Source organism: Fervidicoccaceae archaeon (genome assembly GCA_038734945.1).
In the GTDB taxonomy this organism is placed as follows: domain Archaea; phylum Thermoproteota; class Thermoprotei_A; order Sulfolobales; family Fervidicoccaceae; genus ARK-14.
Genome location: JAVYOA010000001.1, coordinates 1 through 13,264, shown reverse-complemented (window position 1 = coordinate 13,264; position 13,264 = coordinate 1). Strand labels below are relative to the sequence as shown.

The 13,264-nt window shown below is 43.8% G+C and carries 15 protein-coding genes; 6 read left to right on the top strand and 9 right to left on the bottom strand.

The annotated features are described in order from the left end of the window. Positions 1-167: 167 nt before the first annotated feature. Positions 168-1,376: a threonine ammonia-lyase gene (gene ilvA / locus QXR92_00075; protein MEM0318409.1), complete on the bottom strand. Its 1,209-nt coding sequence runs from the start codon at positions 1,374-1,376 to the stop codon at positions 168-170. Between the two features lie 186 nt (positions 1,377-1,562). Between ilvA and QXR92_00070 the strand changes: the two genes are divergently transcribed. The 3 genes from QXR92_00070 to QXR92_00060 all read left to right on the top strand — a co-directional run bounded on the left by QXR92_00070 (position 1,563) and on the right by QXR92_00060 (position 3,933). Next, positions 1,563-2,408, top strand: coding sequence for a M55 family metallopeptidase (locus QXR92_00070; GenBank protein MEM0318408.1), 846 nt, complete (start codon positions 1,563-1,565; stop codon positions 2,406-2,408). A gap of 14 nt (positions 2,409-2,422) precedes the next feature. Beyond that, positions 2,423-2,911, top strand: a complete 489-nt coding sequence (locus tag QXR92_00065) for an ABC transporter permease (protein ID MEM0318407.1) — start codon at positions 2,423-2,425, stop codon at positions 2,909-2,911. 65 nt (positions 2,912-2,976) lie between these two features. Then, complete coding sequence (locus QXR92_00060) at positions 2,977-3,933, top strand: DNA methyltransferase (GenBank protein ID MEM0318406.1); 957 nt, start codon at positions 2,977-2,979, stop codon at positions 3,931-3,933. Here the strand turns inward: QXR92_00060 and QXR92_00055 are convergent. Next, positions 3,923-4,258, bottom strand: a complete 336-nt coding sequence (locus tag QXR92_00055; GenBank protein MEM0318405.1) for a hypothetical protein — start codon at positions 4,256-4,258, stop codon at positions 3,923-3,925. The two genes, QXR92_00060 and QXR92_00055, sit on opposite strands and share 11 nt — an antisense overlap. 81 nt (positions 4,259-4,339) lie before the next feature. Between QXR92_00055 and QXR92_00050 the strand changes: the two genes are divergently transcribed. Further along, positions 4,340-5,446 (top strand): inositol-3-phosphate synthase, encoded by a 1,107-nt coding sequence (locus QXR92_00050; protein ID MEM0318404.1) that lies wholly within the window; start codon positions 4,340-4,342, stop codon positions 5,444-5,446. A gap of 15 nt (positions 5,447-5,461) precedes the next feature. Continuing rightward, the gene (locus tag QXR92_00045) at positions 5,462-6,151 is read left to right on the top strand and encodes an HAD family hydrolase (GenBank protein MEM0318403.1); all 690 of its coding nucleotides are present in this window, start codon (positions 5,462-5,464) and stop codon (positions 6,149-6,151) included. Positions 6,152-6,191: 40 nt separating this feature from the next. Here the strand turns inward: QXR92_00045 and mvk are convergent, their stop codons facing one another. From mvk to QXR92_00010, 7 genes are all read right to left on the bottom strand, one after another. Then, positions 6,192-7,190, bottom strand: a complete 999-nt coding sequence (gene mvk, locus QXR92_00040; protein MEM0318402.1) for a mevalonate kinase — start codon at positions 7,188-7,190, stop codon at positions 6,192-6,194. Positions 7,191-7,201: 11 nt separating this feature from the next. Continuing rightward, a complete protein-coding gene (locus QXR92_00035) occupies positions 7,202-8,569 on the bottom strand; it encodes a tripartite tricarboxylate transporter permease (GenBank protein MEM0318401.1) in 1,368 nt (455 codons plus the stop codon). Between the two features lie 2 nt (positions 8,570-8,571). Next, positions 8,572-8,823 (bottom strand): hypothetical protein, encoded by a 252-nt coding sequence (locus QXR92_00030; protein ID MEM0318400.1) that lies wholly within the window; start codon positions 8,821-8,823, stop codon positions 8,572-8,574. Between the two features lie 124 nt (positions 8,824-8,947). Then, the gene (locus tag QXR92_00025) at positions 8,948-9,778 is read right to left on the bottom strand and encodes an ABC transporter permease (GenBank protein MEM0318399.1); all 831 of its coding nucleotides are present in this window, start codon (positions 9,776-9,778) and stop codon (positions 8,948-8,950) included. Between the two features lie 9 nt (positions 9,779-9,787). Then, on the bottom strand, positions 9,788-10,765 hold the full coding sequence (locus tag QXR92_00020; protein ID MEM0318398.1) for an ABC transporter permease: 978 nt from the start codon (positions 10,763-10,765) through the stop codon (positions 9,788-9,790). Then, a complete protein-coding gene (locus tag QXR92_00015; GenBank protein ID MEM0318397.1) occupies positions 10,762-11,742 on the bottom strand; it encodes an ABC transporter ATP-binding protein in 981 nt (326 codons plus the stop codon). Before QXR92_00015 ends, QXR92_00020 begins: the two co-directional genes overlap by 4 nt. Further along, on the bottom strand, positions 11,739-12,698 hold the full coding sequence (locus QXR92_00010; protein MEM0318396.1) for an ABC transporter ATP-binding protein: 960 nt from the start codon (positions 12,696-12,698) through the stop codon (positions 11,739-11,741). The genes QXR92_00015 and QXR92_00010 overlap by 4 nt, the downstream gene beginning before the upstream one ends. 244 nt (positions 12,699-12,942) lie before the next feature. On the opposite strand from QXR92_00010, the gene QXR92_00005 reads away from it, so the two are divergent. Beyond that, on the top strand, positions 12,943-13,264 hold a 322-nt coding region (locus tag QXR92_00005), incomplete at its 3' end, for a hypothetical protein (GenBank protein ID MEM0318395.1).

Sequence of the window (13,264 nt, the reverse complement as noted above, 5' to 3'; positions counted from 1 at the left end):
TTTTCAAGCAACTGTCATAACTTGCGCTCTTCACAATAAAAAAATTTCCCCCTATTCTTTCGTTTGAAGGCCTTGCTCTTCAAGACTCATGGCGAACATAAAGCTATCAAAATTCTCCATAGCAACTCCAACATGAGTTTTTTGGCTAGAGATAAAAATTATGGATGCTAAGACAGCATGAAGCCAGCTCTTTCGAGCTCTTTCCTAACCTCTGGCTCCTCTTCCTTGCTTGGTAGTTCAACTATGAGCTCTGCTCTCGCATATCCTGGTGGTAGCTTTAACCCCATCCTGTCATGTCTTATTTCAAGAATATTTCCCCTATGTTTGTATATGACTTCTAGTGCTTTTTTCAGCTCTCCCGGAGAGTCCCTCAGAACAAGATCTATTTCTACTATTCTACCATCAGCTGAAAGACCCCTGAGTATTATCCTGTACAGGGTCGTGAGATCGATATTGCCTCCGCTTAGCACAAGAACAGCTTTTTTGCCCCCCTTTCCTATGGAACCACCCTCCAGCAGAGCAGCCAGAGGCAGAGCACCTGCTCCCTCAACAACTAACTTTGTTCTCTCCATAAGAAGGTAAATGGCTCTAGCTATCGAGTCCTCACTTACAGTTATGACATCATCAACAACCTCATTCATAATATTGAAAGTAAGGTCTCCAACTGACTTCGTTATTACACCATCAGCTAAGCTAGGTTGGGGATCAACCTTTGCTATGCTTCCCATCTTCCTCGAGAGGAAATACTTGGGATCCCCCTTCGGCTCAACACCAATAATCTTCACATTAGAGCGCCTCATCTTTATAGCAGTCCCTATTCCAGATATCAGGCCTCCTCCTCCTATCGGAACGACCACCTCATCTACATCAGGGAGCGCCCTAAGAATTTCTACCCCAATAGTTCCCTGACCGGCAATTATCTCTGGATCGTTAAATGGATGAATTAGCATGGCTCCATTCTCCTTAGAAATCTCCAGGGCCCTGCCGTAGGCCTCATCATATACTGTACCATGAAGAATGACATTGGCCCCATAAGATTTAGTTGCATTTACCTTGAATGGAGGAGTTATCTCAGGCATTACAATTGTTGCGGGAACTCCCATAATTGATGAGGAATATGCTACACCCTGAGCATGATTCCCGCTAGATGCTGCAATAACTCCTCTTTTTTTCGCTATATCGAGGTTTCTCATTATTTTAAATAGGGCTCCCCTCACCTTGAACGAGCCCGTTTTCTGCAGATTCTCCAGCTTTAAGTAGATCTTTCCCCCGCTTATTTTTGAAAATGTAGCACTATAGTCAAGGGGAGTTCTGTGAATCTTTCCTTCCAGCTTTTCATCTGCCTCCTGTATTAGGTTGTTTATCTCGTTGAGCAATACACACACCAAAAATGATTTTCTGTCAAATTTGGTTATTATGAATATTTATCAATTAAAAAATGCTTGAATGCTGAAAGGTTCTTTTAAAAGCATATAGTCAACAATCTTTTGAAGTTAGGCAAGTATCTATTCTGCAATAAACTTTAATTTTATCCATTATGATTTTCGCAGGGGTGTAGAAAAATGGTCAAGAGAGCCTTCATATCTGTTGATCTGGAAGGTTTGCCTCACATAGTTCATAGAGCGCAGCTATCTCACGATAGACCCCTCTGGAGCGAGGGGAGGAAAATAGCTACAGCCTTCGTCTCCGAAGCCTCTAAAACCCTCCTGGAAAATGGATTTGATGAGGTTGTGGTAGCAGATAGTCATGGAGAAATGCTGAATGTAGATCCATTCGAGCTTCCAAATGGAACTATCCTAGTTAGGGGCTATCCGAGGCTCAAATCCATGATCTCCGGTGCGGAAGGAAGCTCTGTAGCCTTCTTCATTGGATATCATGCTGGTTTCGGTACAAAGAACGCAACTTTTGATCACACATATAGTGGCAGCGCAATACATAAAGTCGAGATAAACAAAGTTTTATGCAGCGAATTTCTAATAAATGCTCTTGCCCTCAGCGAGATGGGGATCCCAGTAGGACTTGTAGCAGGAGATAGCGCTCTGGAGCCGGAAGTCAGAAAGTTCACTCCATGGTCTATTTTTGTCCCTCTCAAGAGATCAATTGGGAGATATGCCTCATTGAGTCCTTCTATGGTGACATTGATTGAGGAAATTAGGAAAGCCTCAAAGGAAGCTGCTGAGGCGGCAAAGAGAGGGGAACTAAGAATAATAGCATTGGAAAAGCCTGTAACTCTGGATGTCACTTTTCAAAATACGAGCTATGCAGACGTTGCCGAGTACCTCCCTTGGGCAAAAAGAATAGATGGATTAACAGTCGAATTCGTAGTCGAAAACGCATTAAGCGCTCTTAGCTTGATCGAACTTCTTGCTATAGCTTCAGCAGGAGTGAGGAGCATGAGCTCTCCCTAATTTTTTAAAAAAGCATGTATATTACAAACACTATAGCTAAAATAACCCATTACATCTTATTTCGCACACCCATAGGCCTCAAGCTGAGGAGCATTGGAGAGAACCCAAGAGCAGCAGATGCTTTAGGCATCAATGTTTTCCTAATGAGGCACCTATTCACTCTATTAGGAAGCTCTTTAATGGGTTTAGCTGGTGCTTATCTAGCTCTTGGATTCACGGGAATCTATACAAATACAATAGTTAGTGGAAGAGGATGGATTTCAATAGCTATAACAATCTTTGGGAAATGGAGTCCTCTCCCTATACTCTTTGGCTCACTTCTATTTGCTGGAGTTGAGGTTTTGGTTTACACGCTCCAAGCCATGGAGATAAATATTCCATACCAGCTCCTCTTTATGCTCCCATTTATTGTGACTTTGGCAATTCTAATTTACACGTCGAGAAGGGCTGAGATGCCAGCATCTCTCGGAAAGCCTTATGATCGCGAAGCGATTGAAGAATAAATTTCTATTCGCCCTCTCCTTTTTGATCCTTTTTATAATGTATACTCTTTTTTCAGGGATATATGGTGGAATCTGAGTTACAAGCAGAAGGATTGCAGAGAGAGATATTAAAGCTACATGAGGGAATGAAGGAAATAAAACACGAGGACTTTCTTCTCTTTAAAAGCACAAGAAAGAGTATAAACATAGGAGGAAAGGAGCTTTCTCTGAGAGTTCCTAAGCCAAAAGTATTGGAGCCGGAATCATTTGAAGCAGAGAGAACAACTGTATGGAGCTTTCCGCAGAGGGGAAAATGGGCGACGCATAAGCATAATGCTTCCTATAGAGGGAACTGGGCTCCACAGGTTGCCAGGAACTTAATACTTCTATATTCAGAAGAGGGGGAAACCGTACTGGATCCCTTCATGGGTTCTGGAACGACAATCATAGAATGCATATTGCTTAAGAGAAAATGCATTGGAATAGATATAAACGAAGATTCCGTTATGCTGGCTTGGAGCAGGATAGAACCGATCTTGAATGAAAGCTCAAGGGTAAAGCTGTACAGGGGGGATGCAAGGAACCTGGATCTGATTGATGATGAGAGCGTGGAGCTTGTCGCAGGGCATCCGCCATATGCAGGGATCATCAAGTATTCTTCAGATTCTAGCAATGGAGAAGGGGATCTCTCTAGAATGAAATTAGAGGAATACTTGAGGGCTATGGGTGAGGTAGCCAGGGAAATCTACAGAATCCTCAAGACAGGGAAAGTTGCAGCAATTATGGTAGGAGATGCGAGGAAAAAGAAGCACATAATTCCTCTTGGGTATATGGTTATGCTTCAGTTCCTCAGGGCTGGGTTCACATTGAAAGAGCACATAATCAAGGTTCAACACAACATGATTGGAACAATACCTTGGATGAAGAGGAACAAGGACTTCCTTCTCCTTAAGCACGAACATATATTTGTGTTCGAAAAGACCTCTGAGGAGCTAACTTATAGCAAGGAGCTTCCTCTCTTAATTTCCAATGTTATTGCCTAGCAGTAAGCAGCTGGAGCTTATTCTTCAAATACTCTATGCCCTTCTCATATACTTCTCTCCCTCTTTCAGTCAAGAAATAAATGCTCTCCCCACTTTTCCTGGCTTCCCTCCTTAAGAGCCCTTCCCTCTCCATCCTGTAGAGCACTGTATATAGATATACAGTTCTAACAGATATGAGAAACTTTTCATTGAGTTCTCTCTTCAGCTCAACAACGCTGAGGCCTCTTCCATTCATAAGCAAATTGGAGACATATATCCAGAGAACTTCCCCCTCGAGTTTTTTTCTCAACCTCTCAAATGCCCTTGATGCTTCAAAACCATTCATTTTTTTCCCCTGAAAAAGTTTTTTAATTGGACCAAGAAAATCAAATGCAGTTTCATATAAAAAAATTTATACGTGAGAGCCATGGGAAAAATCAAAGTTGGTCTAATAGGAATAGGAAATTGCGCTTCAGCAATAGTGCAGGGGGTGCTTCTTTCTAAAAAGGAACCGAGCAGAACTAGAGAGCTTCTCTATGAAGAAATTGGCGGATATAAAATACAGGACATAGACTTCGTCTTGGCCATAGATGTAGATGTGAGAAAAATAAACAGAGATCTTGGGGAAGCTATATTCGAAGGACCAAACATCTTTCCAAGACTTATCGACGATACGAAGACTGGAGTGAAGGTCATTGCAGGCCCAGTCCTTGATGGTGTAGCGGAGCACATGAGAGATATCTTCATGCCGCACGGAAGAAATATAACAATGGATGAAATTGTAGCTGCCATGAAGAGTTCAGGGGCAGAAATAATAATAAACATGCTTCCAGTAGGATCCGAGGAAGCAACTAGATTTTATGCAGAGGCAGCCTTAAGAGCAGGGGCAGCCTTCATAAATGGTATGCCTGTCTTCATTGCTAGCGATCCAAAGGGAGAATGGCAGGAAAAGTACAGGAGAGCAGGCTTGCCTCTTCTCGGCGATGACATAAAGGGACAGTTTGGTGCTACCATACTTCACTCTTCGCTGACCGCTCTCATGAGAGAAAGGGGGCTAACAGTCAATGAAACTTATCAGCTGAACATAGGAGGAAACACAGATTTCTTGAATATGAAAGAAGAGGAGAGGCTGATGAGCAAGAGGGAGAGCAAAACCAGTGCTGTAGCACACACGCTCAAGAATCCAACAGAGATAATTCAGTCCAAGAGAATCAGAATAGGCCCCAGCGACTGGGTACCATTCTTAGGGAACACAAAAATTGCTTACATCTATATAAAGGCAACATCATTTCTGGGATTCCCGGTTGAGCTCGATGTAAAGCTCAAGGTAGATGACAAGAGCATGTATGCTGCAGCGATGATGGATCTGATAAGGCTGGCCAAGGTTGCACTGGACAATGGACTTTCTGGTCCCATTCAGGAGGCCAGCGCCTACTACATGAAGCATCCTCCCAAGCCAGTGCAGTCTCCATTTGAGGCAAAAAGAATGTTGGACGAATTTATAAGCAGATATGGAACAAAAAATGTTCGTTGATGAAAGGGGAGCCCCTTGAAATGTCTTTCATTTGATATATGGAATACCCTATTGGATCTGGAAAAGCTTTACTCGCTCTTATCGGAAGAGATCTCTGAATCCTACAGTAGGGATGCCAACGAAGTGAGAGATCTCCTTCTTTCAGCTTACCGGAAAGCACTTGCTCTGAGGCTAGAAGGAGCATTCAGGAGCCCCATCCTGGATTCAGCTGCGGTCTTTTCCAAGGAGCTCGGAATGAGCGAGGAGGAGCTCTTCAGAGCTTTTGTCAGAATTCTAAGGAAGAGAGAGATAGAAGAGCTGGCCTTTGAGGATGCCAAGATCGCAGTCAGAGAGCTGAAGGGGCTCGGCTATAGGATGGGGCTCTTGGGAAACGTCATGTTCTGGCCAGGAATGGTAACCAGGTATATACTCGAGAGAAATGATCTCCTCGAATATTTCGATGCTTCCCTGTTCTCCGATGAAGCAGGAGTCCAGAAGCCGGACAAGAGGGCTTTCGAGGCAATAGCTGAGAGATTGAACTGCAAGGTGGAGGACCTAGTGCACATAGGCGATTCCCTCGAAAATGATCTGGCTGGGGCCCTACTCTCGGGGGTCTCTGCTGTACTTATAAGGAGAGAAGTTGAGAGAGCAATACATATAGGAAAAAAAGCAGTCATAGTGCGAGCTTTGACGGAGCTCCCGCAAATCCTCTCCAAGCTTCAGTAGATACCACAGCTTTGTCCTGCACATTTTATTTTAGAGATCCTCATTCCACAGAATCAACTCTGACGCCCTCCGCTCCTAGCTTTGTTCTGATTACTAAGGAACCGTGAAGCTTCATCGAAGTTTCAACTATCTCCTGCTTTTCTGGAACAAGAGCAATAACACAGCCGCCTCCTCCAGCACCGGTTAGCTTTGCTCCATAGGCTCCGGAGTCCTTTGCTACATGAACCAGTTCATTGAGTCTCCTGGTTGAAACTCCCAGGGCATCTAGGAGGGAGTGATTCAAATTCATGAGAAAGCCGAGCTCCCTTAAATCGCCCTTTTCTAGAGAGAGCTCAGCTCTATTGACCACAGTTCCTATTAGCCTCATAATGCTCTCGTATATTTCCGGATATTGAGTCATTCTTTCCTTAACCATTGCAACCATATCCCTTGTCTTGGCCTCCCTCTCTACATAACCTATTATGAGAGGAAGCTCTCTATTTACCTTAATAGGTAGCCTCTCAACATTATCCCTCTCAAATTTTATCTTCAAGTATCCTCCAATTGATGTTATGGATGTATCCATGGGAGAAGCAATTCCCTGCACCTCCTTTTCAACGTCCCATCCAATTTTAGCTATTTCCTCCCTGCTCAATTCATAGCCGTTGACAGCTGCATATGCTGCTATGGTAGAGATAGCTACTGCTGCTGATGTTCCCAGACCAGCTCCCACCGGCATTTCCGACTTTATCTCTATGTTTATGCCCTTCTTAATTCCTAAGTATCTGGAAGTTAGCTCAATTGCCTTATTTATATAAGCTATAGCGGGAAGAACCATTCCATAGTCAGTCTCCAGCACAACTTCGTTTCCTATATAGGAAATCACAATGCCTGGAACTCTGAGATCTCGAGCACTTATCTTTATTACATTATCATTTCTGGATTCTGCTGTAGCATGTACCCGCTTTTCTATTGCAACTACCAGTGCTGGATATCCGTAGACAACAGCATGCTCTCCAAACAGCGTTACTTTTCCAGGAGCGGATGCTGAAACCCTCATTTCCGGTTACCTCACAGGGCTGCCAAAAGGGCAGATATAGTTGGGGCTCCAACTAATACCATGAAGAGCACACCGAGAGATACTCCTAATGTGCTCAAAGTTCCAGATATCAACGATACCAGGAGCATTCCAAATATTCCGGGAATTCCAGCATCATAGTAAGCGAGCAGGAGAACTATGGCAATAAACAGCCCATACAGAGCTTCGGCGGAAACCTTTCTGAAGACCAGAAGAGTTAGAGACCTGGAGTATTTAACGATTAGAGGATATGCGACAAGCAAGGATATGATAACGGAGAAGAGAATCATAGCAGCAACTTCCCCATAACTGTAGTGAGATAGAATGTATTTGTAGGGCTGCATTCCAATGCTCTGGATTGTCTGGAAGAATGGAGCGGCAGGGCCAGCACTCATCGGACCTGTAGCAGCCCCAATCACCAATAGGGGTATCAAGGTCCCTCCTACATATGTCCCCAACTTGACCCCTTCTCTAACTGTATAAGCAAGAAGTGATCCCTGAAGCCTGTCCTTCTTGGTTTCTCTTAGCGTGTCTCCTATTAGTATTGTAAGTCCCACAGGAGACATGACTGTCGCAAGAACAGAAGACAACGGAGACCATATCAGCACATGCAGCAGCTCTTCCTTATTTATATGAGATAAGGGATTGAGCGAAATCTTTCCTATCTTTGCCAGCCTGACTTCTTTTACTCCTCTCTTTTCCATCCGCTTTCTCAGCTCCTTGTTCAGAGCTCTGAACAGCTCAAATAACATTGGGCCGATGGTTATTCCAAGGAAAAGGCTTATCGAGACGGTTTTCCCGTATACCCCCCTCACTCCCTGTACAAGTATGGCAAATGATGGTATCATCAATACAGAGAGCCATTTGTTTTTTGATGTTAATGCTAGTATTATGACTCCAACAAGGATTAGCCAGAACCACCTGTATACTTTCACTCCAAGGACTATGTCCTGAGAGTTCAGCCAGGCTCCTATAGGCATTATAGCGTATGAAACACCAAGGACAAAGAGAGTTACAACAATGGAGGAAATAAGGGCAGCAGCATTTCCCTTTCTGAGCAGTGCATCAGCGAGCCCGTTTTCCTTAGCAACAAGAGCATCTGGAACCTGAGGGACAGCCATGACACCACCAGGTATTCCTGCTAGGGCGACAGGAACAGCATCACCTATCTTGAAAGCAACTATCGATGCCATGAACCACGCGAGAACGAGCAGAGGATCGAGCCCAGCCAGCATTAATGCCAAAGCTATCGGGGCCATAGTAGCAGTTTCATCTGTTCCAGGCAAAATCCCTATAAAAATATATATCACTGAGGAAACGACAGACAGCAAAGCTGCTTGGGCAAATAGAACAGCGTCCACGATCAATCCTCCTCAATCACCCTCTTTACCCTGGTTATAGGCACCGATAGGAAGAAGCCTATGCTGGCTCCTATTGCACCAAGGGTTATCTTCAAGGCACTAGCCAAATTAGGCATCCCCAGCACTTGAGCTGCATATGGAGAGATGTAATAGAGGGCAAATGCTAGAACTGTTGAGATAAGTGAGGAGATCGCAAGCTCCTTAAGCGATATGAGCTCTCCGTAAAGCTCAACATAAGTCTCATCATCGCTCATTTTTTCCACCAAAGTTCATCATTTCCGAATCTGCTTAAAAAACTGTCGGAACTTTTTTAGACAAAAAGTTAAATTGCTGTATTTCAAACCAAAAAGCCTCTTCTCTGGACAAGATGAGGTCAGCTTACTTTTCTGTTCTGGTTAAGATGCTAACAATATAGTCACTGATCAAATTCAGTGATACTATTGTCAGAGTTAGGACCAATCCTGGAAAAAAGATTCCCCACCATGATCCAGCATAGAAAGCTCTGCTGGCCATTGCCAAGGTTTTTCCCCAGCTTGCAATGTTCGGGTCTCCCAATCCCAGAAAGCTTATTCCGCTCTCTGCTACTATGTTCCCGCTAACTGTCATCATGAAGAGGGGAATGACCGAGGGCCACACGTTTGGGAGTATCTCCCTGAACAATATATATAGATCCCTCTCTCCTATTGATTTGGCAGCAGCAACGAATTCCTTCTCAGAAATTGAAAGCGTTTGTGACCTAACAACCCTAGTCATGAGAGGCCATGAAAAGAAACCTAGAATCAGGGCTATATTGTTAATATTGCTTCCAAAAACTACAAGCAGCACTATCATGAAAACGAAGACAGGAATTGAGAGGAAAAGATCAACGATTCTCATGACTATCATATCAATCATCTTTCCATAGTAACCGGAAAGTAAACCAAGAAGAAGAGCTGTGGCGAGACCAATGAATCCAGATAGAAAGCCTACATATAGCGCTGTTCTACTTCCATATACAACCTGACTGAATATATCAGAGCCAACTTGGTCGGTGCCCATCAGATAAGTTAGCGATGGCGGGGAAAGAACAGGACCTACCCCCGTCTTTAGAGGCGGATATGGAGCTATGAACTCAGCGAACACTGCAAATATGAAGACAACTGCTAGAATGGCAGCAGGAAAGAGATTCCTTGGCTTAGCAAGAGCCGAAAGCTTTGTTCCGATCTTCATGTCTCATTTTCACCCCATCAACTTAGCTCTAACTCTTGGATCAACCCTCGCCATGAGTATGTCAGCAACAAAATTCGATACAGAGGTAGCAATAGCAGTCATTATGAAAATGCCGATCACAAGCGGATAATCCCTAAAGGTAACTGCCTGAATTAGAAGCGACCCAATTCCAGGCCAAGAGAATATCGTTTCTGTAAGCACAGCCCCAGCAATGACCTGACCGAATTGAGTTCCAGCCATGGCGATTACTGGAATTAGAGCGTTCCTCAAAGCATGTTTGAAAATTATTCTTTTCCTCGGCAATCCCTTTGCTATGGCTGTGAATATGTAGTTCGAGGAAAGGACATCAATCATTACAGACCTTGTTAGCCTCAAATATGAGGCCATGAATATGAGCGCCAAGGTAGAAACTGGAAGGACCATGTGCCAAAGCACATTGATTACTTTTTGGAAAACTCCTTCAATCCCTATATCAATTATACCTCCCGTTGGAAAGAGAGGAACATATAGGGAGAAGAGAAGCACAAGCAATAGAGCTAACCAATATGCTGGAAATGAATAGAACACCAGACCAAGATAGTTGATCACAGTATCTAACTTTGTGAATGCCCTCCCAGCAGTGATTGCACCTAGATATACCCCTGCAAAAATAGCAATAGTCAGAGCGGTCAGCATAAGCAGAAGAGTTGCGGGAAGCCTGTTCAAAATTGCACTCAACACAGGTGCTTGATAATATGTAGAATATCCCCAATCCCCTACAAAGAGACGTTCAAGGTATATGACCAGCCTTTCCTCTATCGGCTTATCGAATCCATATGCTTTTTCTATTTCCTTTATGTATTCGGGGGAAGCTGCTTCACCTGCAAGCATAACTGCGGGATTACCTGGAGCTAAATTTATAACAAAAAATGAAATGAGCACCACAGCAACTATGACCAACACAGCAGCTATGAATCTCTTGAGCACGAACAATGTGAACTTTTTCACTTTACTTTACCCCCATTTCTAACATGACAAGCAGAAAGTCTTCCAGGTAATACCTCAAGGAGATCGGGCTCCTCCTTTGCGCACTTTTCAATAGCATACAGGCATCTTGGGTAGAATCTGCATCCTATGGATGGAATAGCTGAGGCTTCATCCTTCTCACGCAGCTCAATTTTCTCTCTCTCCTCCGGATTTGGTTTGAGCGTTGAGCTTACGAGAAGCTCTGTATATGGATGAATTGGATGGGAATACAGCTCCTCTGCTTTCCCCACTTCCACGAACTTTCCCAGATACATTACAGCTACTCTGTCGCAGAAAGCATTGACAGTAAGCATGTCGTGCGATATGAGCATTATCGACATCTTCCTTTCTCTGTATAGCCTATTCAGGAGAGTGAGAATCTGAGCTCTTACTGTAACATCAAGCATCGATACAGGCTCATCTGCTACAAGCAGCTCAGGGTTCAGTGACAGTGCTCTTGCAATGAACAGCCTCTGCCTCTGCCCTCCACTGAGCTCCCAAGGCATTCTATTAATGATTTCGCTGGCTGGAGCTAGACCTACGGATTCCAGCAGGCGGAGCAGATCTTCTTCTGTGTGCTCTATGCCATGCAGTTTAAGAGGTCTCTCAAGTATCTCTCTTACGCTCTTTCTTGGATTGGTGGCAGAATAGGGATCCTGAAATATTATTTGCACTTTTCTTCTAAAGCCTCTTCTATCCTTTTTCAACAGCTCTCTATAGCTTTTTCCATCAAGCCTCAGCTCCCCCTCATCATAGTCAAGCAGTCCAGCAACTATTCTTGCTAAAGTAGTTTTTCCCGAGCCGCTTTCCCCCACTACGCAGAATTTTTCACCCCTCTCAACATTGAAGGACACACCATCCACCGCTTTCGTTACTTTAACAGTTTTTCCAAGAAACGAGGATTCCCTGAAGTATTTTTTCAGCTGAACGGCTTCAAGGAGAACCTTGCTTCCGGTCAAGATACAAATCCCCCCTTATCGGCATTGTAGCAGGCATACAGACCATCTCCTATTTCAATATATGGAGGAAAGCCTGCAGCGCATTTTTCATCTGCAAGTGGACATCTTGGAGCAAATGGACATCCATCTTCAGAAAATTCTTTTATTGCTCTTGCACTTTCTCCATTTGCTTTTCCGCTTAGGCTTAGCAGAAGCTCGCGAGTATAGGGGTGCACTGGGTTTTTAAACAATCTAAAAACATTTCCCGATTCCATAATCCTTCCGCCATAGATTACATAAACATAGTCAGCCATGTACGCTACAACAGAGAGATCGTGGGTAACAATCAAAACAGTCAGATTTTCCTTTTCGTGAATCTCCTTCAAGAGGGAGAGAATCCTGACCTGGACTGTTGGGTCAAGAGCAGAAGTAGGCTCATCTGCAATTAGCATTGAGGGATTGCTGGAGAGAGCCATTGCTATTAGCACTCTCTGCGCCATCCCTCCGCTCAGCTGGTGAGGATATAGGGAGAGAACCCTTTTCGGATCTTTCAGGCGCATAAGCGATAGGAGTCTGAGCGCCTCCTCCTCAGCCTCCTTTTCTGTCATTCTTCTGTGAAGCATCAGGGATTCCACAATTTGCTCTCTAACAGTCATGACGGGATTTAGATGGCTCACTGGATCTTGGAAGACCATAGTGATTTTTTTCCCTCTTATTTTCAGCATCTCCTCTTCACTAAGTTTCAGAATGTCGATGCCTTCAAAGAGAATTTTCCCTTCTTCAATGATTGCGGATTTTGGTAGAACCCTCATAATGCTCCTTATTAGGGTAGTTTTCCCTGAGCCGCTCTCCCCAACTAGCGCAACTACTTCTCCTCTCCTAACTTTCATATTGATATTCTTCAGAGCCCTGAACTTGTTCTTTCCCATGAGATAACTGATGCTCAACTTATCTACTTCGAGGAGGAACTCACTCATCTCAATCTCTCTCTTTTGGACAAAGGTTTGCGCACGATTTTAGAATCGGTTAATTGTTTAGACTTAAAAGTGTTATTCTCAAAAAACTTATTAGTTTTTTAATTTTCATGTTTAAAATAATTATCAATACTACGAATCCCACTGTTTTCCTCTGAAATTAGAAGATACTTTTATATGTTTGTGTTTCTTTCGTTAGTTCCTCTAGATATTTTTAAAACCACTCCATGTGAGGTGTAGAATAAATATGAGCACTGATATAGCTACAAGAAATGCAGTGAAGGTAGCGGCTACAGCCACCTTCATAGCACTCTTGATTTTGTTTCCAAGTGTTGGAGCCATACAGGTTGGAGGAACCCTTGTAATTGCAGTACCGTCTGAGCCAACAAGCCTGGCTCTCAATAGTGCGCTATATGCAGGGCTGGTGGAGGCACAGATCTATGACACGCTGCTTAGGTTCGACAATAACCTGAACTTGGTTCCGGGACTGGCAGAGAGCTATTATGTAAACACCACATGTGGCTGCTACGTATTTAAGCTGAGAACCAATGCCACTTGGCATGATGGTC